At 72.9% G+C, this 21,061-nt stretch carries 17 protein-coding genes; 11 read left to right on the top strand and 6 right to left on the bottom strand.

Annotated features, from left to right (window positions below; all coding sequences use genetic code 11):
- The first annotated feature begins 45 nt into the window (after positions 1-45).
- The 6 genes from ABZX65_RS11735 to ABZX65_RS11760 all read left to right on the top strand — a co-directional run bounded on the left by ABZX65_RS11735 (position 46) and on the right by ABZX65_RS11760 (position 7,063).
- Positions 46-1,155 carry a hypothetical protein gene (locus ABZX65_RS11735; protein ID WP_355336915.1) on the top strand — a complete coding sequence of 370 codons (1,110 nt, stop codon included), beginning with the start codon at positions 46-48 and terminating at the stop codon, positions 1,153-1,155.
- Between the two features lie 133 nt (positions 1,156-1,288).
- Complete coding sequence (locus ABZX65_RS11740) at positions 1,289-2,410, top strand: hypothetical protein (RefSeq protein ID WP_355336916.1); 1,122 nt, start codon at positions 1,289-1,291, stop codon at positions 2,408-2,410.
- Between the two features lie 183 nt (positions 2,411-2,593).
- Positions 2,594-4,045: a hypothetical protein gene (locus tag ABZX65_RS11745; RefSeq protein WP_355336917.1), complete on the top strand. Its 1,452-nt coding sequence runs from the start codon at positions 2,594-2,596 to the stop codon at positions 4,043-4,045.
- Positions 4,046-4,263: 218 nt separating this feature from the next.
- On the top strand, positions 4,264-5,190 hold the full coding sequence (locus ABZX65_RS11750) for a class E sortase (RefSeq protein WP_355336918.1): 927 nt from the start codon (positions 4,264-4,266) through the stop codon (positions 5,188-5,190).
- 153 nt (positions 5,191-5,343) lie between these two features.
- On the top strand, positions 5,344-6,213 hold the full coding sequence (locus tag ABZX65_RS11755) for a phosphate ABC transporter ATP-binding protein (protein ID WP_355336919.1): 870 nt from the start codon (positions 5,344-5,346) through the stop codon (positions 6,211-6,213).
- A gap of 13 nt (positions 6,214-6,226) precedes the next feature.
- The gene (locus ABZX65_RS11760; RefSeq protein WP_355336920.1) at positions 6,227-7,063 is read left to right on the top strand and encodes a hypothetical protein; all 837 of its coding nucleotides are present in this window, start codon (positions 6,227-6,229) and stop codon (positions 7,061-7,063) included.
- 33 nt (positions 7,064-7,096) lie between these two features.
- Here the strand turns inward: ABZX65_RS11760 and ABZX65_RS11765 are convergent, their stop codons facing one another.
- The 3 genes from ABZX65_RS11765 to ABZX65_RS11775 form a co-directional block, all read right to left on the bottom strand.
- On the bottom strand, positions 7,097-8,812 hold the full coding sequence (locus tag ABZX65_RS11765; RefSeq protein WP_355336922.1) for a phospho-sugar mutase: 1,716 nt from the start codon (positions 8,810-8,812) through the stop codon (positions 7,097-7,099).
- A gap of 156 nt (positions 8,813-8,968) precedes the next feature.
- Positions 8,969-9,784, bottom strand: a complete 816-nt coding sequence (locus ABZX65_RS11770; protein ID WP_355336924.1) for a purine-nucleoside phosphorylase — start codon at positions 9,782-9,784, stop codon at positions 8,969-8,971.
- 961 nt (positions 9,785-10,745) lie between these two features.
- A complete protein-coding gene (locus ABZX65_RS11775) occupies positions 10,746-12,128 on the bottom strand; it encodes a tetratricopeptide repeat protein (protein WP_355336926.1) in 1,383 nt (460 codons plus the stop codon).
- Between the two features lie 222 nt (positions 12,129-12,350).
- Between ABZX65_RS11775 and ABZX65_RS11780 the strand changes: the two genes are divergently transcribed.
- The gene (locus ABZX65_RS11780; RefSeq protein WP_355337216.1) at positions 12,351-12,815 is read left to right on the top strand and encodes a hypothetical protein; all 465 of its coding nucleotides are present in this window, start codon (positions 12,351-12,353) and stop codon (positions 12,813-12,815) included.
- Between the two features lie 85 nt (positions 12,816-12,900).
- Positions 12,901-13,770: a fused MFS/spermidine synthase gene (locus ABZX65_RS11785; protein WP_355336928.1), complete on the top strand. Its 870-nt coding sequence runs from the start codon at positions 12,901-12,903 to the stop codon at positions 13,768-13,770.
- A gap of 34 nt (positions 13,771-13,804) precedes the next feature.
- On the opposite strand, the gene ABZX65_RS11790 is transcribed toward ABZX65_RS11785, so the two are convergent.
- Positions 13,805-14,347: a hypothetical protein gene (locus ABZX65_RS11790; RefSeq protein ID WP_355336930.1), complete on the bottom strand. Its 543-nt coding sequence runs from the start codon at positions 14,345-14,347 to the stop codon at positions 13,805-13,807.
- Positions 14,348-14,596: 249 nt separating this feature from the next.
- Here ABZX65_RS11790 and ABZX65_RS11795 point away from each other — a divergent pair, with 249 nt between their 5' ends.
- The 3 genes from ABZX65_RS11795 (at position 14,597) to ABZX65_RS11805 (ending at position 18,424) form a co-directional block, all read left to right on the top strand.
- A complete protein-coding gene (locus tag ABZX65_RS11795; RefSeq protein WP_355336932.1) occupies positions 14,597-15,334 on the top strand; it encodes a response regulator transcription factor in 738 nt (245 codons plus the stop codon).
- The gene (locus tag ABZX65_RS11800; RefSeq protein ID WP_355336934.1) at positions 15,331-16,698 is read left to right on the top strand and encodes a HAMP domain-containing sensor histidine kinase; all 1,368 of its coding nucleotides are present in this window, start codon (positions 15,331-15,333) and stop codon (positions 16,696-16,698) included. The genes ABZX65_RS11795 and ABZX65_RS11800 overlap by 4 nt, the downstream gene beginning before the upstream one ends.
- A 256-nt stretch (positions 16,699-16,954) precedes the next feature.
- The gene (locus tag ABZX65_RS11805; protein ID WP_355336936.1) at positions 16,955-18,424 is read left to right on the top strand and encodes a cellulose binding domain-containing protein; all 1,470 of its coding nucleotides are present in this window, start codon (positions 16,955-16,957) and stop codon (positions 18,422-18,424) included.
- Positions 18,425-18,541: 117 nt separating this feature from the next.
- On the opposite strand, the gene ABZX65_RS11810 is transcribed toward ABZX65_RS11805, so the two are convergent.
- Together ABZX65_RS11810 and ABZX65_RS11815 are read right to left on the bottom strand one after the other, a co-directional pair.
- A complete protein-coding gene (locus ABZX65_RS11810) occupies positions 18,542-20,023 on the bottom strand; it encodes a beta-glucosidase (protein WP_355336938.1) in 1,482 nt (493 codons plus the stop codon).
- Between the two features lie 101 nt (positions 20,024-20,124).
- A complete protein-coding gene (locus ABZX65_RS11815) occupies positions 20,125-21,060 on the bottom strand; it encodes a carbohydrate ABC transporter permease (RefSeq protein ID WP_355336940.1) in 936 nt (311 codons plus the stop codon).
- Position 21,061: the final 1 nt, after the last annotated feature.

Genomic DNA, 21,061 nt, shown 5'->3' on the forward strand with positions numbered 1-21,061 from the left:
TCACACGTCTGGAAATTCCATCCGCATCGACTCGGAGGAAATACAGTGAACGTGAAATTCGCCAAGCGGGCGGCGATCGTGGTCGGTACCGCGACCCTCGGTGTCACCATCGTGGCCGGTACGGCTCAGGCCGACCCGGCGGCCGGTGTCCACCGCACGCTCGTCGCGGTCGGCTCCGACACCACGCAGGACGTGCTCAACGGCCTCGGCAACAAGATCGCCGACCCGAACCCGACCGGTTCCTCGGACGGCAACCTGATCGCGTCCTACGACGCCACCGGTTCCTCCACGATCTCGACGCGGGACACCACCTGTGCGTCGGTCACCCGCCCCGACGGCTCGGGCGCCGGTGTCAACGCGCTGCGCGCCGACATCGCGGCCGGCAGCCACTGCATCGACTTCGCCCGGTCCTCCTCCACCCCCAACGCCACGGGCCAGTTCACCTTCATCCCGTTCGCCGTGGACGCGGTGACGGCGGCGACGGCGACCACCACCAACCTGCCCGCCAACTTCACCTACCTGGCCGGTGGTTCCTCCCTGACGAACGCCCAGAAGGCCACGTCCGACCTGACCCGGGTCTACAACTGCCTGGACACGGCGGGCAACCCGCTGCCGGCCGGCACGTACCCGACCATCGGCGGCGTCACCGTCCACCCGCTGGTGCCGCAGGCCGGTTCCGGCACCCGCAAGTTCTGGGCCTCGACGCTGGGCTTCAACGCCACCACCCTGCCGTCCTGCGTCAAGGACACCGCCGCGAACGGCGCCGCCGTCCAGGAGCACAACGGCAGCGCCCTCCAGGGCCCGAACGACCTCATGCCGTTCTCGATCGCGCAGCACATCGCGCAGGGCCGCTCCCTGCCGGGCGTGACCGACCGTCGCAACGGCGCGGTGCTCAAGACCGTCAACTCCACCGCGCCGCTGAACGCGAGCGGGAACCTCAACACCGCGTTCCCGGTCACGCGTGAGGTCTACAACGTCATCCCGGACAGCCGGGTGACCGGCGAGACGCTCATCAAGAACACCTTCGTCGGCAGCGCCTCCAAGGTGTGCACCGCCAAGTACGACTCCACCACCACGGTGATCAACAAGTACGGCTTCGGCACCGACACCAACTGCGGCAACGCGACCACCCTGGTCAGCCGCGACCTCGTCTGACCCGTCGTCTGACCCGTCACAGCGGCGGACCACAGTCCGCCGGGCCGGGCGTCCCTCGGGGGCGCCCGGCCGCTCCCGGCACCGCGACGCGGTGCCACGTACACACCGGACTCCTTCAGGGGGAGAGAAGACAATGACGAGACGAAGACTGCGCGGCGTTCTGGTCGGCGCGCTCGCACTGGCCATGGGCACGGGCGCGCTGCTCGCGGGGGCGGCCACCGCAGGCGCCACCACCGGTACCCCGACGGCGACTTCGGGCACGGTCACCCTCACCGCCCGCGGCACCGGCATCGACGACGACTCGCCGTTCGCGCGGGTGTCGGTCGACAAGGCGTGCCCGGCGAACTACCAGGACGCCCTCACGGTGTCGCTCGTGGTGCCGGACGGCCGGGAGTCGCTCCTGGCCTCCCACCTGACCGGCGGTGCCCCGTACGCCAAGGCCCCGGTCACGGCGCAGGTCCCGGAGGCGTCGGGCAACGGCACCATCGTCCGGTCGATCGCCACCGCCTTCGACGTCGCCAGCGTCCCGGTGGCGGACGGCACCTACCCGATCCACGTGACCTGCGCGAACGCCGACCGGGCGAACTTCCCCGAGCACCCGACGTTCACCGGCTTCATCGACGTGACCGGTGACACCTGGCAGGTCTCCAGTCACGCCGCCCCGGTCGCCACCAGCGTCAGGCTCAGCGCCGACCCGGCCCACCACGTCCAGGTCGGCAAGCCCTTCACGCTCACCGCGAAGGTCGCGGGCGGCGTGCCCGGAGCCGTCCAGTTCGAGGCGGACAACGGCGTCACCGTGTACGACACCCCGGTGCCGGTCGTGAACGGCGTGGCCACCTTCCAGCCGCCGGCCAACACCGCGCCGAACGTCCGCAGTTACATCGCGGTCTTCATCCCCGCCGACCAACTCGCCTACGCGCAGGACTACTCGGTCCTCAGCTACTCGTTCGTCAACGCGCCGTCCGTCACGGTGACCGACGCGGACGGCAACGCCCTCGGGGACAGCCCGCAGTTGACCCCCGGACAGCACATCAAGGTCTCCGCGCAGGGCTTCCTGCCGCAGAGCCAGGAGCAGGTGCTGCCGTTCGTGTCCAACGCCCTCGCGCTCTTCGCCCCGGTGGCGACCGACGCGCGGGGCTCGGTCACCGGCTACGACCTGACGGTGCCGAAGCTGATCGCCCGCGGCTCCCACACCCTGACCCTCACCGGTCTGTGCAGCTTCGTCCAGGTCTCCTTCACCTTCACCACGAAGTGACCGCGAAACAGCGCTGACCAGCACAGACGTACCACCGGCCGGGCATCGTCCAGATGCCCGGCTGCCGCCGTGACACGGCGGGAACGGCACCGCCACCGCACGACCCGCACGTGATCACCGCACGACCCGCACGACCCGCACGACTCGTACGACCGACGCATATCCCCGAGGGGACGAGGAGACATGAAACGAAGAATGCACGCGGCGCTGCTGAGCGTGCTCGCACTGGTCCTGGGCACCGGGGCCCTGGTCCTCACCACCGCGGGGACCGCGAACGCGGATCTGGCCGGGAACGTGACGCTGTCGCCCGCCGCCGGCACCGTCGACGACTCCCCGGCCTTCACGTCGGTCTCGGTCGACCAGGCATGCCCCACGAACTACCAGGACGCCGTGAGCGTGTACATCGTCCTCGACGGCGCGGAGTCGCTCCTGGCGACCCACTTGACCAACGGCGCCCCGTTCTCGACCGCCCCCATCACCGCGCGGCTCCCGGCCTCGGGGGGCAACGGCACGATCCTCCGGTCGATCAGCTCCGCGTTCGACGCGTCAAGCGTGGAACTCGCCGACGGCACGTATCCGATCGACGTGGTCTGCAAGTCCGCCGACCCGTCCGCCGGGGACCTGCCGACCTTCACCACGTTCATCGAGATCACCGGCTCCGACTGGGCGGTGAAGACGGTCACCCCGCCGACGTCGACCTCCGTCGTTCTCACCGTCGACCCGGCGGGCCGGGCCGTGGCGGACAAGAAGATCACCCTCAAGGCCACCGTCACGCCGGACACCGCCGAAGGCACCGTGACCTTCAAGCAGGGCGCCGTGCCCGTCACCGGCGGGAACATGATTCCGCTGGTCAACGGCGTGGCGACGGCGAGCATTCCAGGGATCGGCAACCCCGGCGTCATCACGCTCTCGGCGCAGTTCACGCCCAGCGACCCGCTCAAGTTCGCCGCCAGCCAGAACGGGGTGTCGTATCCCGTGGTGGCCGAGCCCGACCTGACCGTGCTCGACGACTCCGGGACCGAACTGCACGACACCCCGGCGCTCACCAAGGGCCAGAAGATCAAGGTCACCGCGGAGGGGTTCCTGCCGGGCCCCACGGGCGGGAACGGCGAGAAGATCACCTTCGCGCTGGACGGGTCCCCGGCTGCCGACGACGCGACCGCCGACAACAGCGGCAAGATCGCCAACTACGCGGTGACCCTGCCTGCCGACCTCGCCGACGGCAGCCACTCCCTGGTGCTGACCGGCGCGACCAGCGGCATCAAGCAGACGTTCGCGTTCACGGCGGGCGCGGGCACCTCGCCGACCGACGATCCGACCGGCACGCCGACCGACGAGCCCACGGACACCCCGACCGACACCCCCACGGACACGCCCACCGACACCGGCGGCGCGGACGGCGGAGGCACGTCGACTGACGGCGGCACGTCCAACGGCGGTCTGTCCAGCGGCGGTTCGTCGGGGACGTCGGGCGGCTCCGGCGGCAGCAACGGCCCGCTGGCGGCCACCGGAGCCACCGGTGTCGTCCCGCTGAGCGTGCTGGCGTTCCTGATGGTGACCGGTGGCGGCTATGCCGCCTACCGGGTGCGCAGGGACGGCAAGTTGCTCACCTTCGGTCCGACGCCGCGCGACTGACCGTACGCGGTACGCGGTACGCGGTACGCCGGGCGGCGGGCGGTTCCGACCGTCCGCCGCCCGGCGACCGGCCGTACTGCCGCCGTACGACCGGCCGTTACGACCGACCGCTACGACCGGTCCGTACGACCGCTGTCGGGGCCGCGTACGAGACCGCGGCGCCGACCCCCCCGTCCGAGCACGTCAGCGAAACGCACGCACGCGAAGGAGCGCCACCCGTGGCCGTACTGTCACCGTCCCGCGAGGCCGCCGGGCCGCCGCCGGAACCGGCCGAGCCGCAGAAAGGTCGGGCGGCCGAACAGCCGCCCGCCGCCTGGTTCGTCATCCCGGGCGCGGCACTGACCCTGCTGGCCGCGCTGCTGCTCGGATTCGTCGTCAATCTCACGCTGCTCGGCCACGTCGAGCACGCCCGCGCCCAGCAGACCGGTTACGCCGACCTGCGCGCCCAACTCGCCAAGGGCACGGCCCCGGTGGGCCGTCTGGACGACAAGGGCGAGCCCGTGCCGCTGGGTTCGCCGGTCGCGGTGCTGCACATCAAGGCGATCGGCCTCAAGGAGGTCGTCTTCCAGGGCACGACGTCCGGTGTGCTCAGGTCGGGTCCTGGGCACCGCAGGGACACCCCGCTGCCGGGCCAGCCGGGCACCAGCATCGTGATGGGCCGTCAGTGGGGCTACGGCAGCCCGTTCAACCATATCGACGAGCTGAAGGCCGGGGACCCGATCACCGTCACGACGGGCCAGGGCCAGCAGCGGTACCAGGTGACCGGAGTGCGGCACGCGGGCGACCCGGCGCCCGCCCTGCCCGGCACCGGACAGGGCCGGCTGATCCTGATGACCGCGACCGGCGGCCTCTACACCCCGCACGGTGTGCTGCGGGTGGACGCGGAACTGGTCAGCGACGTCCAGCCGGGCCCGGCGGCGGGCGGCGGCATCTCGGCGGCCGAGCAGCCGCTGGCCGGTGACCCGGCCGCCTGGCTGCCGATCCTGCTGTGGACGCAGGGGCTGCTGCTCGTCGCGGTCGCCGTCACCTGGACCTACCGGCGCTGGGGGCGCTGGCAGACGTGGATCTGCGCGGTCCCGGTGCTCGCCGCCGTCGTGGTCGCCCTGTCCGGTGAGGCCACCCGCCTGCTGCCCAACCTGCTGTGAGACCGGCGTACTTGGGACCGGTGTGCTGGACCGGCGTGCTGGAGGCCGGACCGCCTGGGACCTGACCGCCTGGGACCTGACCGCTTGAGCCGCTTTCGGACCGAGCCCGCCACGAACCGCCCCGACGCATACCCGACGCATATGAGGAACACGATGTCAGCGACTGACGAGACCGTCGTACTGCCGCCCGTCCCCGGCGACCCGCCGACCGGCGGCGACCCCCGCTCCGACCCCCGTTCCGCCTCCCGTTCCGCGACCCTCGACGCCCGTGAGGTGTCGGCCTGGTTCGGCGACCACAAGGTGCTCGACCGGGTGTCGCTCACCATGCCCGCGCAGCGCGTCACCGCGCTGATCGGCCCCTCCGGCTGCGGCAAGTCCACCTTCCTGCGCATCCTCAACCGCATGCACGAACTGATCGGCACCGCCTCGCTCGCCGGGCAGGTCCTGCTCGACGGCGAGGACATCTACGACCGGGGCCGCCGGATCACCCACGCCCGCCGCGAGATCGGCATGGTCTTCCAGAAGCCGAACCCGTTCCCCGCGATGTCGATCTACGACAACGTGCTGGCCGGACTGAAGATGAACGGCGTCAAGGCCGGGCGCGGCGAGCGCGACGACCTGGTCGAGGAGTGCCTGACCAAGGCCGGGCTGTGGAAGGAAGTACGCGACCGGCTGCGGCAGCCCGGCGGCGCGCTCTCCGGCGGCCAGCAGCAACGCCTGTGCATCGCACGGTCGTTGGCGGTACGGCCGCGTGTGCTGCTGATGGACGAGCCGTGCTCCGCGCTCGACCCGACCTCCACGCGGCGCATCGAGCAGACCATCGGCGAGCTGTCCGACGACGTGACCATCGTCATCGTCACCCACAACATGCAGCAGGCCGCCCGTGTCTCGGACTCCTGCGCCTTCTTCCTCGCCGAACAGGGCACGCCCGGCGTCATCGTGGAGCACGGCCCGACCGACGACATGTTCAACCGCCCGCAGGACCCACGCACGTCGGACTACGTCAACGGCCGGTTCGGCTGAGCGGCGGCGCCCCGTGCGACCTCCGCGCAGCCCACGGTGCCGCCCGTACGCACCCGCGCTGCTGACCGCGTCCGTGGCCACCGCGCTGGCCGCGGCCCTGACCTCGTGCGCCCACCCGGCGGCGCACACCCCACCGGCCGCCGCGGACCGTACGCGCGTCCCCGTACAGCGGCCGTCCGCGCCCGCCGTGCCCAGCGCGCCCGCCGTGCCCGACCCGTCCGCCGCGTCACCGGCCGGGGACGCCAACCGGCCGCGTCCGTACGCCGATCCGGCCGCGAGCACCCCACCGGCCTTCCCGCCGCCGACCGGGAAGGCCGAGGCCGTGAAGGGCACGAAGGGCACGAAGGGAGCCGGGGCATCCGCCGCCCCCTCCCGGACGGGCGCGCCGCCGCCCGCCACGACGGCCGCCCGGCCGGGGCCGAACCCGTCCCGCGGCGCACCCGCCGCGCCGAAGAAGGCCGCCGCCGAGCGTCAATACCCGCCCGGCACCACGGTGTTGCGGATCGGCGACTGGTCACGGCCCGTCGTGCGCGGCGACCAGGCCACCATCGACGCGTGCGGGGCGGCCGTGCTGTTCGCGGGACCCGATCCGGCGCTCTCCGACGGCTACGAGATGCGGACCTCCGTCATCGTCGGCCACGACTACTGCGGCTACGACAAGCTCGCCCCGCTGCCGGTCGGCACCCGCGTCACCCTGGACACCCCGAGGGGCACGCTGTCCTTCCACGTCTACGCCACCTACGTCAACCCCGGCAGGGGCGGCCCCGACAACGGCCTCTACTGGGGCGACCTCACCCTCCAGACCTGCGTGGGCCCGGACACCGGCTTCAGCTATCTGACCCGCGACTGAACGGGCCCGACCCGCACGCGATGTGACACGCCGTCAAATACCCGCCGCCGACGCCACATCCGCCTTCAGCGCGGCCATCACCTCGTCGGCCGTACGCCGCGCCGCGCCCAGATCGGCGGCCGAGGCGACCGGCACCACGACCTCCAGGTAGCACTTCAGCTTCGGCTCGGTACCGCTCGGCCGGACGACCACCCGCGCCGACTCGACGGTCCCGGCGCCCGCCAGGCGGTAGCGCAGCCCGTCCGTCGGCGGCAACTGCTCGCTGCCCTCGGCCAGATCGTCGGCCGACGTCACCGCGAGGCCCGCGAGCGCGGCCGGCGGCCGATCGCGCAGCCGGGCCATCGCGTCCGCGATCAGCGAGAGGTCGGCGACCCGCGCCGAGAGCTGGTCGGTGGCGTGCAGACCGTGGTCGAGCGCGATGTCGTCCAGCAGGTCGGTGAGCGTGCGCGAGTGCTGCTTGAGGGTCGCGGCCAGCTCGGCGATCAGCAGCGCCGCCGTGATGCCGTCCTTGTCGCGTACGCCCTCCGGGTCGACGCAGTAGCCCAGCGCCTCCTCGTACCCGTACCGCAGGCCCTCGACGCGGGCGATCCACTTGAAGCCGGTCAGCGTGTCCCGGTACGCCAGGCCCGCGCCCGCCGCGATCCTCGACAGCAGCGACGACGAGACGATGCTCGCCGCGAACGTGTCGCGCCCGGCCACCGCCGCGCCCGTACGCACCAGGTGCACCGCGAGCAGCGCGCCCAACTCGTCGCCGCGCAGCGTCCGCCAGCCAACGGGGGAGTCACGGTCGGGTACGGCGACGGCGCAGCGGTCGGCGTCCGGGTCGTTGGCGATCACGACGTCGGGGCCGACGGACTGGGCGCACTTGAACGCCAGGTCCATCGCCCCCGGCTCCTCCGGGTTCGGGAAGGCCACGGTGGGGAAGTCCGGGTCGGGCTCGGCCTGTTCGGACACGGGCGTCGGCGCGGGGAAACCGGCGCGGGAGAAGGCCGCCATCAGCGTCCGCAGGCCCACCCCGTGCATCGGCGTGTAGACCACCGACACATCGCGCGCGCCGCCCTCGGCGACCACGCCCGCCGCGCGGGCCAGATACGCCTCCACCACGTCGGGGCCGAGCACCCGCCAACCGCCCGCCGCCAGCGGCACATCGGCCAGCGCGCCCACCGCGGCGATCCGTTCGGCGATCTCCGCGTCGGCCGGGGGCACGATCTGCGAGCCGTCGCCCAGATAGACCTTGTAGCCGTTGTCCTGCGGCGGATTGTGGCTCGCGGTCACCATCACCCCGGCCGCGGCGCCCAAGTGCCTGATGGCGTAGGCCAGTACGGGCGTCGGCAGCGGCGAGGGCAGCAGCGCGGCGCGCAGCCCGGCGCCGACCATCACGGCCACGGTGTCGCGCGCGAAGTCGTACGACTTGTGCCGGGCGTCGTAGCCGACCACGACCAGGGCGTCCTCGGCGCGCTCCCCGAGATACGCGGCCAGGCCCGCGGCGGCCCTGATCACCACCGCGCGGTTCATCCGCATCGGCCCGGCGCCCAGCTCGCCGCGCAGGCCCGCGGTGCCGAACTGGAGCGTGCCGCTGAAACGGTCCGCCAGATCCGCGAGCGCCTGCGCGCCGCGCGGGTCGTCCGGGCCCGCCTGCGCGGCCTCCAGGACGCCCGCCAGCTCCGCGCGGGTGTCCGGGTCCGGGTCCTCCGCCAGCCACTGGCGCGCGCGCTCCACCAGCTCACGCCCGCCGTTTCCGCCCGCCATGCCGCTCTCCGTTCCACGTGGGTCGGGCCGCCAGGGCCCGCCCCTCCACCCGATGCCGCCGCGCGGGGCGGCAGGGCCGGTTTCCACCGGCAGGGTCAGTTTTACGTACTACCCGGCCCGTCCACCCGGCTTTACGCGCCCGCGGGCTCCACGTGCCTACAGACGTCCGAGGACGCGCCCGAGCAGCGAACCCATCCGGGTCGCGGACTCGCGGCCCGCCTCCAGCACTTCCTCGTGGTTGAGCGGCGCGCCCGTCATGCCCGCGGCCAGGTTCGTGACCAGCGAGATGCCCAGCACCTCGGCGCCGGCCTCGCGGGCCGCGATGGCCTCCAGCGTGGTCGACATCCCGACCAGGTCGCCGCCGATCGCCCGCACCATCCCGATCTCGGCCGGGGTCTCGTAGTGCGGCCCGGGAAGCTGGACGTAGACGCCCTCCTCCAGGGTCGGGTCGATCTCGCGGCACAGCGTCCGCAGCCGCGGCGAGTACAGGTCGGTGAGGTCGACGAAATTCGCGCCCACTATCGGCGAGGTCGCCGTCATGTTGATGTGGTCGCTGATCAGCACCGGCTGGCCCGGCAGGTAACCGGGGCGCAGGCCGCCGCAGCCGTTGGTGAGCACCACCGTCTTGCAGCCGGCCGCCACCGCCGTGCGCACTCCGTGCACGACGCTGGAGACGCCCCGGCCCTCGTACAGGTGCGTACGGCCCAGGAAGATCAGGGCGCGCACTCCGCCGATCCGCACGGAGCGGAGTTTGCCCGAGTGGCCCTCCACCGCCGGGGCCGGGAAGCCCGGCAGGTCGGTGATCGACAGCTCACAGTCCGCCACGCCCAGCTCGTCGGCCGCGGGCACCCAGCCCGAGCCCATCACCAGGGCGACGTCGTGGGTCTCGGCGCCGGTCAGCTCGCGCAGGCGGGCGGCGGCGGCGTCGGCCGCGGCGTAGGGGTCGGCATTCACAGAAGCGTTCACGCGCATGAGGGTAACCTGTCTCGGCCTACGCGCGTAGACGGTGCCCTGGGCTTACGAAGTGCGGCTCCTCCGGCAGGGCCCCGTTTTTGCCCGCCCGCCCACCCGTGCGGGTGCTTTGTCGTCTGCGGGTGCCGCTTGTGCCTGGTCGGTGCCGGGCCGGGGTACCTCCTCGAAATCCGTATCACCTGGCCTTTACGAATCCGGCACCCGGCCGTCAACGTATTTCTGCGGGGGCACCCCGCCCCGTCCCCTCCCGGTACGTCGGCGTCCGACGGTCCGGTGGGGGTTGCCGGGAGGGGGGTGGGTGGGGGCTCGGCCCCTGCGCCCCCCGACCCGCCCGCGGCGGCGGGAGGGGGATGGATGGGCTCGGGCACGTCGGCGTCTGACGGTCGGCTGTGGTGACGGACGGGGGTGGGGTGCGGGTCCTGCGCCGCCGTCGACCTGCCGGGGTGGGCGCGAGGGCTCCAGTACGTCGGCGTGTGCCTGTGCGCTGTGGCTGAGGGAGGTGTCAAAGACCGGTGGGGGCGCCCGGCTGTTCCTCCGCCGTGGGGATCGGCGGGGACCGTCTGGTTTGGCACCCGTCTGCCCGCGGACCGTGTGAGGGGGCCACCCATGCAGCCCCTTGGGTGGAGGACGCGCGGGGTGCCCTCACGGTCTTGGACACCCTCCCCGGCCATTCACGGACAGGCGGACGCCGACGGACCGGGAGGGGACGGGCCGGGGTGCCCCCGCAGAAATGCGGTGACAAGAAGGGCACTGGATACCCACGACCAGGTAGCCGCATTTCGAGGAGGTGCCCCGGACCGGCACCGACCAGGCACAAGCGGCACCCGCAGACGAAGAAAACACCCGCACGGGTGGGCGGGCGGGCAAGACAAAGGGCAAGAGGGCTAGCGGCCAGGCGGGCGGCGGGCGAGCACGGGACGCTGTCCCTCGTCTACGACCGGGTCCGCTGAGGTGCCGCGTGCTACGCCACCAGCATCGCGCGGATGCGGGAGGAGCGGACCTGTCCGAGGAGGCGCAGCGCGCGCGAGCGCGCCGCCTGGGCCTCCTCGGGCTGGCCGGACGCGGCCAGATTGAGGGCGAGTTCGGCCTCGTACAGGGCGATGTTCCGGGTGAAGTGCGGGTCCTGGAGGCGCACGGCCTCGCGGGCGGCGGCAGCGGCGCGGGAGTGGGCGCCGAGGGCGGACCATGCCTGGGCGGCGAGGCCGGAGAGTTCGGCTTCGCCGAAGAACGTCATCCAGGCGGGGTCGGCGTCGCGCGGGCCGGAGGCGAAGAGGGAGTGGGCGCGGGAGAGGGCGAGTTCGCAGCCGCGCCGGTCGCCGAGCCCGGCGCGCCCCCCGGCCTCGCGCAGGGCGAGCAGGGAGAGCAGCCGGGGGGAGCCGAAGAAGCGGGCGAGGAGCTGGGCGGCCTGGGCGGCGCGGACGGCCTCGCGGGGGCGCCCGGCGTCGCGGGCGAGGAAGGCGGTGTTGCAGAAGGCGTGGGCCTCCAGGGCGGAGTCCCCGGCCATCCGGGCGGTGGCCAGCGCCTCGGCGTAGTACGAGCGGGCCTCGGTGAGCCGCCCGGAGTCGTGGGCCAACCAGCCGACGGAGATGGCCAGTTCACCGGCGCCGGAGGCGAGCCCGGCGGCGACGGCGGGCCCGTGGCTGCTCTCGTCCAGGAGCCGGTAGGCCGTGCGCAGGGCGTCCCCGGCGTCGTCGTAGAGGCCGTCGGCGCCGTGCCGGTCGTCGTGCAGCCGGATCTGCCGGACGGACTCGTGGACGGCGCGTACCTCGGAGGAACCGGCGCGGCCGGTCGTACGGCCTCGGTCCCGGCCGCCCTGCGCGGGCACCAGCGTGCTGGCGAGGGCGGCGGAGCCGCCGGTCATGAATGCGCGACGCAGCACGTCGCTCTCCTCGTACGTCGGATCGGGAAGGCCGGCGGAAGCCGTGGGGCCGGAAGGGCCGGTGGGGCCGGTGGGGCCGGTGGGGGAGGGCAGGACGGAGAGGGCGGGCGGACCGGCGGCGGCGCCGGACTCGGGGGAGCGGCGGGCGCGGCCCCGTACCGCCCGGCGGGGTGCGAAGCCCATGTCCGCCGAGGTCAGGCCGGGGAACAGATGGCGGAAGACCCGCTGGTAGGCGTAGTTGGGGCAGCGGATCTCCCCGCTCTCCAGCCGCCCGATGTACCGCGCGTCGCAGCTCACGTGCTCGCCGATCTCGCGGGCGGCGCGCCGTACCGCCGCCGCGAATTCGCCCGGCGACCGGTCGCCGCGCAACTGACGGAAGGCGGTGTTGGGCGTGTACGGGGAAGCGGACGCGGCGGCGGACGACCCGGTGGTGCGGGGGAGAGGGGGCAGGGGGAACGACGTCATGACGGACTCCCGGACGGACGGTGCCGCTCGGCGGCGGGGACGACCGTACCGGGGAATCGGGCCCGCGAAATACTCAATTTGCCTACAAAACGGATATCTCACGCGCTATCCGCCATGAAACGCCACCCCTTACGGCGTCATTCACGCGTAGCCGTTGACGCCGGGGCGCGTTGATACGGGTGTGGTGCCGATCCCATCGTGAGCGTGAGGAGAGTTGCCTTGTTGGACACCAGCGGGTCACACACGTCGGGTCCGAGCACGGAGAGCAGCCAACTGCCGCCGCCGTGCGACCTGGTCACCGTGCCGACCAGGCAGGGTCTGGAAGCGGTCGACATCCTGCGGCTGAGCAGCGGAGTCGGTCCCGTACTGCACGACAACTCCGGGCACAGCCTCGGCTTCCTCGTCCCGCCCGGCACCGCGGACTGCTGGGACGTCCCCGGCAGCTCGTGTACCAGCACCGACGGCCGCGGTCTGGTCATCGGTGACGAGCCGCCCGTCGAGGACACCGGCTGGCTGGTGCCGCCGCACACCGACACGGTCGTCACCGACCCGGCCGTACTGCGCGCGGCCCTCGGCATGGCGGCCCGCACCATCGAGCTGGCCGACGGCTTCTGCCCCTCCGCGGATTACCACCGCCCGGCCGAGTCGGCCCTGCGGACCGCGGACGCGACCCCGGGGTACCGCTAGGGCCTGTCCAGCGGATCACGCACGGCCCCTCCGGCCTCCCCGCCCCTGACCCGCCCGGCCGCCGGCCGTCCCCGATAATCGGGGGATGGCAGGCAAGCGGCAGAGCGGCGGCAGGGCGCGTACCCCGGACACGGTCGAGGCACAGGTGGGCGGCGGACTCGCCGCACTCGTGCCCGACCGGGCGCGCCCCGGCGGCTGGACGCTGCTGATCGACGGCGCCCCGCAGTCGCATGTGGACCTCGCGGACCCCGCGCACCTGGACTTCTCCTACCAGCGCAGGCTCGGCCACCTGATCGACCTGGCCGCGCCGCCCGGCCGCCCGTTGCAGGTCCTGCACCTGGGCGGGGGTGCCCTGACGCTGGCCCGCTACACCGCGCACACCCGGCCGCGCTCCACCCAGCAGGTCGTGGAACTGGACACCGCGCTGGTCGAGTTGGTCCGCGCCGAACTGCCCTGGGACCGCGGCTGGCGGATCAAGGTACGCGGCGGCGACGCCCGCGCGGGACTGGCCAAACTGCCCGACGGCTGGGCCGACCTGGTCATCGCCGACGTCTTCGGCGGCGCCCGCACCCCCGCCCACCTCACCAGCGCCGAATTCCTCACCGAGGTCCGCCGGGTGCTGCGCCCCGACGGGCACTACGCCGCCAACCTCGCCGACGGCGGGCGGCTGGACTTCCTGCGCGCGCAGATCGCTACCGTACGGGCCGCCTTCGCCGAGGTCTGCCTGGCCGCGGACCCCGCCGTGCTGCGCGGCAAGAGATTCGGCAATCTCATCCTCTACGCCGCCGACCACCCGCTGCCGGTCGCCGAACTGACCCGCAGGGTCGCCACCGACCCGCACCCCGGCCGGGTCGAACACGGCCGCGGGCTGGCGGACTTCGCGGGCGGCGCGCCCGTCGTCACGGACGCCACGGCCGCCGACTCTCCGGCGCCACCGCCCGGCGTCTTCACGTAAGCCCGCGGCCTGCCCCGTAGCGGCGGGCCGGGCGTCAGTCCTCGAAGGCCTGGACCGTCGGCGCGTGGCCGTTCCAGGTGCAGAAGACGGAGGACGAGCCGCTGCCGGAGGTCTCGGTGAAGGTCACCCGCAGCCAGCCGTCCTGCGTCCAGACCTGCATCTGCCAGCCCGGATTGGGCGTCGCGGAGACCAGCGACGCCGAGTCGGGGCCCAGGTCGAGGGCGACCCGGCCGCCCTCCACGGTGTAGCTGTGCACATGGCCGGTGTCGCCGCTCGCCGTGGCGGTCGCCTTCGGCGTGCCCGGCGGCGTCTTCGGCGGCACCTTGGCCTTGCCGGTGACCGGGGGCGGGGCCGTCGCCCTGGTGTGCGTGGCGGTCGGCGTCGCGGGCGGCGTCGGCTTCGGGCGGTGCGTGGAGGACACGACCGGCGGGTCCCCGTCCGAGATCGGCAGGGCGCGCGGCGGGTCGTACGCCGTGCGCAGCACCGAGTGCACGCCGAACCACGACAAGGTCACGGCCGCCGCGGTCGCCAGCGCCCAGGCGCCGACATGGAACAGTCCTCTGTGCACGCGCGCCATACTGCCGCACCCGCCCGCCGCCCGGAACACGTACCGGAACGCCCGGCTCAGCGTCCGGCTCAACACCGGGTTCGGCACCGGATTCGGCACCGTGCCCAGCGGCTGGCCGAAGCATCGCCGTCCGCGAGGCCGCCCGCCCCGCCGCGCGTCCGATGCGCCCCTTTACGCACCCCCGTCCGCACCCCGTACGCACCTCGGATCGTCGGGCGGGCCGGTGCCCGGTCCCCCGGATGGGCTAGGTTGCGGCGCATGGCAAGTGTGCTCGTGGTCGAGGACGACCAGTTCGTGCGGTCCGCCCTCATTCGGCACCTCACCGAGGCGTCCCACACGGTACGCAGCGTGGGGACGGCTCTTGAGGCGTTGCGGGAGGTCGCGCAGGTCGGCTTCGACGTGGTCATCCTCGACCTCGGCCTGCCCGACCTCGACGGGTCCGAGGCCCTGAAGATGCTGCGCGGCCTCAGCGACGTACCGGTGATCATCGCGACCGCGCGGGACGACGAGGCCGAGGTCGTACGGCTGCTCAACGCCGGGGCCGACGACTACCTGATCAAGCCGTTCTCCGTCGAGCACCTGTCGGCGCGGCTCTCCGCCGTCCTGCGGCGCGCCCGCAGCCGGTCCGCCGCGCCCACCGCGGACGCCCTGATCCACGTCGGCGGCCTGCACATCGACGTACGCCGCCGCCAAGCGGTCCTGGACGGCGCCGTCCTCGACCTGACCCGCCGCGAATTCGACCTGCTGGCCTTCCTCGCCGCCCGGCCCGGCGTCGTCGTCGCCCGCCGCGAACTGCTCGCCGAGGTCTGGCAGCAGTCGTACGGCGACGACCAGACCATCGACGTCCACCTGTCGTGGCTGCGCCGCAAGCTCGGCGAGACCGCGGCCAGTCCGCGCTATCTGCACACCCTGCGTGGCGTCGGCGTCAAACTCGAACCGCCCGCCGCCCTGCCGCCCACCGCGATACCGGCCGCCCCCGCGGCGCCGCCGTCATGAGATGGGCGCTGATCAAGGTGAGCCTGGCGGTGACGGCGATGGTCGTCATCGCCTTCGCCGTACCGCTCGGCCTGGTCGTCAAGGAACTGGCCCGCGACCGCGCGCTCACCAACGCCGAACGCCAGGCCGCCGCGATCGGGCCCGCCCTGGCCATCACCACCGACCGGGGTGAGCTGGAACGCGCCATCGCCAGCACCCAGGCGGGCGCCGAGTCCCGGATCGCGCTGCGCATCCCGGCCACCGCGCAGTCCCCGGCCGTCGGCATCGGCACCCCGCACGCCACCGACGCCGCACTGCACACCGCCTCGGCGTACGGCGAGGCCGCGACCGTACGCGTCCCCGGCGGATACGCGCTGCTCCAGCCGACCGCCGTCAGCTCGGGGACGGTCGCGGTCGTCGAGGTGTTCGTGCCCGACGACGACATCAACCGCGGTGTCCCCACCGCCTGGCTGGTGCTGGCCGCCGTCGGAATCGGCCTGATCGTCGGGTCGGTCGCCATCGCCGACCGGCTCGGCACCCGGATGGTCCGCCCCGCCGCCCGGCTCGCGGGCGCCGCGCAGCGCCTCGGCGAAGGCGACCTGGCGGTACGGGTTCCCGAGGCCGGTCCCAGCGAACTGCGGTCCGCCGCCGCCGCGTTCAACGCCATGGCCGACCAGGTGGTCGAACTCCTCGCCAGCGAAAGGGAGTTGGCGGCCGATCTCTCGCACCGGCTGCGCACTCCGCTCACCGTGCTGCGGCTCAACACCGCGTCCCTCGGCGAAGGTCCGGCCGCCGACCAGACCCGCGCGGCCGTCGCCCAGCTCGAACGCGAGGTCGACCAGATCATCCGCGCCGCCCGCGAACAGCGCGGCGCCCACACCGCGACCGGCGCCGCCGGGTGCGACGCCGCCGAGGTCATCCGCGAACGGATGGCCTTCTGGTCCGCGCTCGCCGAGGACGAGGGCCGCGAGGTCCGCTCCGCGGGGGCCGACCGGCCGGTACGGGTCCCCGTCGCCCGCGCCGAACTGGCCGCCGCCCTCGACGCCATGCTCGGCAACGTCTTCCGCCACACCCCGGAGGGCACCGCCTTCGCCGTCGACGTCCACCGCGGCGACGACGCTGTCATCGTCCTCGTCTCCGACGCCGGACCCGGCGTCGCCGACCCGGCCGCCGCCCTGCGCCGCGGCCACGGCGCGGGCGGCCAGGGCTCCACCGGCCTCGGCCTCGACATCGTCCGCCGCGTCGCCGAATCCACAGGCGGCGACCTCGCCGTCGGCCGCAGCGTCCTCGGCGGCGCCGAGATCCGCCTCTGGCTCGCCCTCTCCCCCCACACCACCACCCCCCACCCCACCCACCGCCGCACCCCCCTCAACCGCCACCGCTGAGCCCGCAGCGCGCCCGGCGCGTGTGCCGGAAGCCAGGATTCAGCCCGTCCGGCGTCTGTGGGGGCACCTCCCCGCGCTGGCTGGGGGCGACGAGCCCCGCCGACGGTGAGGCCCCACCTTTAACGGCTCCCTTGCGCCGCCTTAAGCGCGCCATAAGAACCCCGTCCGCAGCCCGGACCAGCCAATTTGTCCCCCCTCCGCGCGCTAGCGTGCCAACGCGTCCCCCTCCCCCCACCCCCAAGAGGCAGGCTCGAACATGGCAACAACGCACCGCCGTCGCCCCAGCCGGAAGGTCCAACTGATAGGCGGCCTCACCGCCGTCGCCGCCGTAGCCGGAGGCGCCTTCGCACTGGCGGGATCGGCGAGTGCCGCGTCGGTCGGGGCGGTGTACTCCAAGACCAGCGGGTGGGACGGCGGTTACACCGGCCAGTACGAGATCACGAACTCCGCGAGCAGCGCCCTCACCGGCTGGACGCTGAAGTTCGACCTGCCTGCGGGAACGAAGATCAGCTCGCTGTGGAACGGCAGTTACCAGGTGTCGGGCCAGACGGTCACCGTCACCGCGGAGAGCTGGAACGGCACGATCGCCCCCGGCGGCAAAGTCGACGTCGGCTTCGTGACGAGCGCGTCCGGCGCGGCGGGCGACCCCGTCAACTGCCTGATCAACAACGCGAAGTGCTCGGTCTCCGACGGCCCCACGCAGACCCCGACGGGCCACCCGACGCAGACCGCGACCCCCACGGCGACCCCGACGCAGACCCCCACCCAGAGCCCGACGCCCACCGCCACCCCGACCCCGACCCCGACCTCGGGCGGCGGCGGCACCACCGCGTCCAGCGGCTTCGCCCCCTACGTCGACACCTCCCTCTACCCGGCGTACGACCTCGTCGCCGCGTCGAAGGCCAACGGCGTCAAGGAGTTCAACCTCGCCTTCCTCGTGTCCGGCGGCGGCTGCGTCCCCAAGTGGGGCGGCGTCACCGACCTGGGCGGTGACGCGGTGGCCGCGCAGATCGGCGCGCTGCGGGCGGCCGGCGGCGACGTACGCGTATCGTTCGGCGGCGCCAACGGTACGGAGCTGGCCTCGGCGTGCTCCTCGGCGTCGGACCTGGCGGCGGCGTACGGCAAGGCCATCGACCAGTTCAAGCTCACGAAGGTCGACTTCGACGTGGAGGGCGGCGCGCTGCCGGACACCGCGGCCAACACCCGCCGCGCGCAGGCCATCGCCCAACTCCAGAAGAGCCACAGCGGACTCGAGGTCTCGTACACGCTGCCCGCGATGCCGACCGGGCTCACGCAGGACGGCATCAATCTGCTGAGCAACGCCAAGAGCAACGGGGTGGACATCCACGCCGTCAACATCATGGCGATGGACTACGGTTCCTCGTTCAGCGGCGACATGGGCCAGTACGCGATCGACGGCGCGACCGCCACGCAGGCGCAGGTCAAGAGCGTGCTCGGGATCTCCGACGCCGCCGCGTGGAAGAAGATCGCGGTGACGCCGATGATCGGCGTCAACGACGTCGCCACCGAGATCTTCACCGTCGAGGACGCCACGCAGTTGGTGACCTTCGCCAAGTCCAAGGGCCTGGCGTGGCTGTCGATGTGGTCCGCGACCCGCGACAAGCAGTGCGCGGGCGGCGCGCAGAGCTGGGCCGACGCCTCGTGCAGCTCGATCGTGCAGAGCGCGGGCGCCTTCTCCAAGGCGTTCGCCGCGTACACCGGCTGACGGCACGTCACCTGTGAACGCCCCCTGAACCGTGCCTCTCCCACCCCCACGGGAGAGGAGCGCGGAGCGGTACGGACAGCACCCTCGAGCTGTCCGTACCGCTCCTTTTCCGTTCCCTCAGGAAGCCCCGTCCTCCTCCGCGACTCCCTGAAGGACGTTCTCGCGGGCGACGGCCGCGTACCAGTGGGCGCTCTGCTTGGGGATGCGGCGCTGTGTGCCGAAGTCGACGTAGACCGCGCCGAAACGCTTGCTGTAGCCGTACGCCCACTCGAAGTTGTCCATCAGCGACCACAGGAAGTAGCCGCGTACGTCCACGCCGTCGGCGATCGTGCGGTGGATCGCCGCCAGGTGGCTGCGCAGATACGCGATCCGCTCCGGGTCGTTGACCGTGCCCTCGGGCGAGATGTAGTCGTCGTAGGCGGCGCCGTTCTCGGTGACCATCATCGGCAGCCCCGGGTGCTCGCGCGCCACCCGGTGGATCAGGTCGTACAGACCGGTGGCGTCCACCGCCCAGCGCATCGCGGTGGTCTCGCCGGGCGGCAGGTGGAAGGCGACGTGCTCGGAGCCGGGCCACGGCGAGTGGTCGCTGGCGCCGTGCCCGTCGTTGCGGGGCACGTCGGGTCCGTCGGCGCGCTGCTTGCCGTCCGAAACCAGCGTCGGCGTGTAGTAGTTGATGCCCAGCAGGTCGATCGGCCGGGAGATCTCCGCGAGGTCGCCCTCCCGTACCAGCGACTCCCAGTCCACCAAGTGGGCGGTGTCCGCGAGGAGATCGGCCGGGTAGTCGCCGCCGAGGATCGGGCCGAGGAAGACCCGGTTGCCGACCGCGTCGATCCGGCGGGCCGCGTCGAGGTCGCCCGGTGAGGTGGTCAGCGGGCGGATCTGGTGCAGATTGAGGGTGATCGAGGTCTGCGCGGCGGCGGGCAGCGCGGAGCGCAGGGCCCCGATCGCCTTGCCGTGCGCGAGGTTGAGGTGGTGGACGGCCCGCAGCGCCGACTCCGGCTCGGTGCGGCCCGGCGCGTGCACGCCGGAGCCGTAGCCGAGGAAGGCCGAGCACCAGGGCTCGTTGAGGGTCGTCCAGTACGGCACCCGGTCGCCGATCGCACCGGCCACCAGCGCCGCGTAGTCGGCGAACCGCTCGGCGGTGTCGCGTACCGTCCAGCCGCCGACGTCCTCCAGATCCTGCGGGAGGTCCCAGTGGTAGAGGGTGGCCACCGGCGTGATGCCGCGGTCGAGCAGTTCGTCGGTGAGCGAGCGGTAGAAGTCGAGGCCGCGCTGGACGGCCGGGCCGCGCCCGGTCGGCTGCACGCGCGACCAGGAGACGGAGAACCGGTACGCGCCCAGGCCCAGGTCGGACATGAGCGCGACGTCGTCGCGGAAGCGGTGGTAGTGGTCGGCCGCGATGTCACCCGTGTCCCCGTTGTGGACGCGGCCGGGCGTGTGGCTGAAGGTGTCCCAGATCGAGGGGGTGCGGCCGTCCTCGGCCGCGGCGCCCTCGATCTGGTAGGCGGCGGTGGCCGCCCCCCAGACGAAGCCGGGGGGAAAGCGGAGCGAGGCCGAGACATTGGCGCTCTCGGCGCTCTCGGAGCGGACAGCGGTCATAACGGGGGACTCCAGGGGAATCAGGGGTAAGCGGGGGAGGGGGCCAACAGGACGGTGCTCAGGGGGAGTTCAGGGGAGGCATGGGGGAGTTCACGAAGGGTTCAGCTCTTGACGGCACCTGCCGTGATGCCGCCGACGATGTGCTTGCCGAGGACCGCGAAGACCAGCAGCAGCGGCAGCGTGGCGACCAGCGCGCCCGTCACCACGATCGAGTGGTCGATGGTGTGGTCACCGGAACCCAGACCGGCCAGCGCGACCTGAACCGTCGGGTTCTGCTGGTTGAGCGCGATGAACGGCCAGAAGAAGTCGTTCCACGACTGCACGAACACCAGCATTCCCAGCACGGCCATCGCGGGCCGCGCCACCGGGAACACCACGTGCCAGATGATCCGCAGGCTGTGCGCGCCGTCCACCCGCGCCGCCTCGACCAGTTCGATCGGCAGCGCCTCGGACAGGAACTGCCGCATGAAGAACACGCCGAAGGCGGCCACCAGCGACGGCAGGATGACGGACTGGATGTGCCCGACCCAGCCCAGGTTGGTGATGATCTGGTAGAGCGGGATCACGCTGAGCTGCGGCGGGATCGTCATCGTCGCGACCACCAGCATCAGCAGCGCGTTACGGCCGCGGAACTGGAGCTTGGCGAAGGCGAATCCGGCGAGCGTCGCGAACATCACCGTGCTGAACGACACGAAGCCCGCCACGATCGTGGAGTTGATCAGGGCCTTGCCCATGTCGACCTGGTCCCACACGATGTGCAGGTTGTCGATCAGATGGCTGCCGGGCAGCAGCGGCATCGGCGGCGTGACGATCTCGGCGTCCGTGCGCGACGCCGCCACCACCGTCCAGTACAGCGGGAACAGCGAGATCAGCGCCGCGACGACGAGGATGACGTACGCGACCGGGCCCGCGTGCTCCTGCTTGCCCGCCCCGCTCCTGCGCAGGAACCGGCGACGCGGGGGCTTGGGCGGCGGTACGGCGGCGGACCGCCGCGACGGCGCGGCCCCGAACGCTTGCGTTTCGGTTGTCTGTGCCATG

Origin of the sequence: Streptomyces sp. NPDC003300, from assembly GCF_040610915.1 — a bacterium.
Taxonomy (GTDB): Bacteria; Actinomycetota; Actinomycetes; order Streptomycetales; family Streptomycetaceae; genus Actinacidiphila.

What these genes read in the sequence shown, in the direction of transcription:
- ABZX65_RS11740 (WP_355336916.1), top strand. Translation starts at nt 1,289, where the DNA reads ATGACGAGACGAAGACTGCGCGGCGTTCTGGTCGGCGCGCTCGCACTG.
- ABZX65_RS11745 (WP_355336917.1), top strand. Translation starts at nt 2,594, where the DNA reads ATGAAACGAAGAATGCACGCGGCGCTGCTGAGCGTGCTCGCACTGGTC.
- ABZX65_RS11755 (WP_355336919.1), top strand. Translation starts at nt 5,344, where the DNA reads ATGTCAGCGACTGACGAGACCGTCGTACTGCCGCCCGTCCCCGGCGAC.
- ABZX65_RS11765 (WP_355336922.1), bottom strand. Translation starts at nt 8,812, where the DNA reads ATGGCGGGCGGAAACGGCGGGCGTGAGCTGGTGGAGCGCGCGCGCCAG.
- ABZX65_RS11770 (WP_355336924.1), bottom strand. Translation starts at nt 9,784, where the DNA reads ATGCGCGTGAACGCTTCTGTGAATGCCGACCCCTACGCCGCGGCCGAC.
- ABZX65_RS11775 (WP_355336926.1), bottom strand. Translation starts at nt 12,128, where the DNA reads ATGACGTCGTTCCCCCTGCCCCCTCTCCCCCGCACCACCGGGTCGTCC.
- ABZX65_RS11785 (WP_355336928.1), top strand. Translation starts at nt 12,901, where the DNA reads ATGGCAGGCAAGCGGCAGAGCGGCGGCAGGGCGCGTACCCCGGACACG.
- ABZX65_RS11790 (WP_355336930.1), bottom strand. Translation starts at nt 14,347, where the DNA reads ATGGCGCGCGTGCACAGAGGACTGTTCCATGTCGGCGCCTGGGCGCTG.
- ABZX65_RS11795 (WP_355336932.1), top strand. Translation starts at nt 14,597, where the DNA reads ATGGCAAGTGTGCTCGTGGTCGAGGACGACCAGTTCGTGCGGTCCGCC.
- ABZX65_RS11800 (WP_355336934.1), top strand. Translation starts at nt 15,331, where the DNA reads ATGAGATGGGCGCTGATCAAGGTGAGCCTGGCGGTGACGGCGATGGTC.
- ABZX65_RS11805 (WP_355336936.1), top strand. Translation starts at nt 16,955, where the DNA reads ATGGCAACAACGCACCGCCGTCGCCCCAGCCGGAAGGTCCAACTGATA.
- ABZX65_RS11810 (WP_355336938.1), bottom strand. Translation starts at nt 20,023, where the DNA reads ATGACCGCTGTCCGCTCCGAGAGCGCCGAGAGCGCCAATGTCTCGGCC.
- ABZX65_RS11815 (WP_355336940.1), bottom strand. Translation starts at nt 21,060, where the DNA reads ATGGCACAGACAACCGAAACGCAAGCGTTCGGGGCCGCGCCGTCGCGG.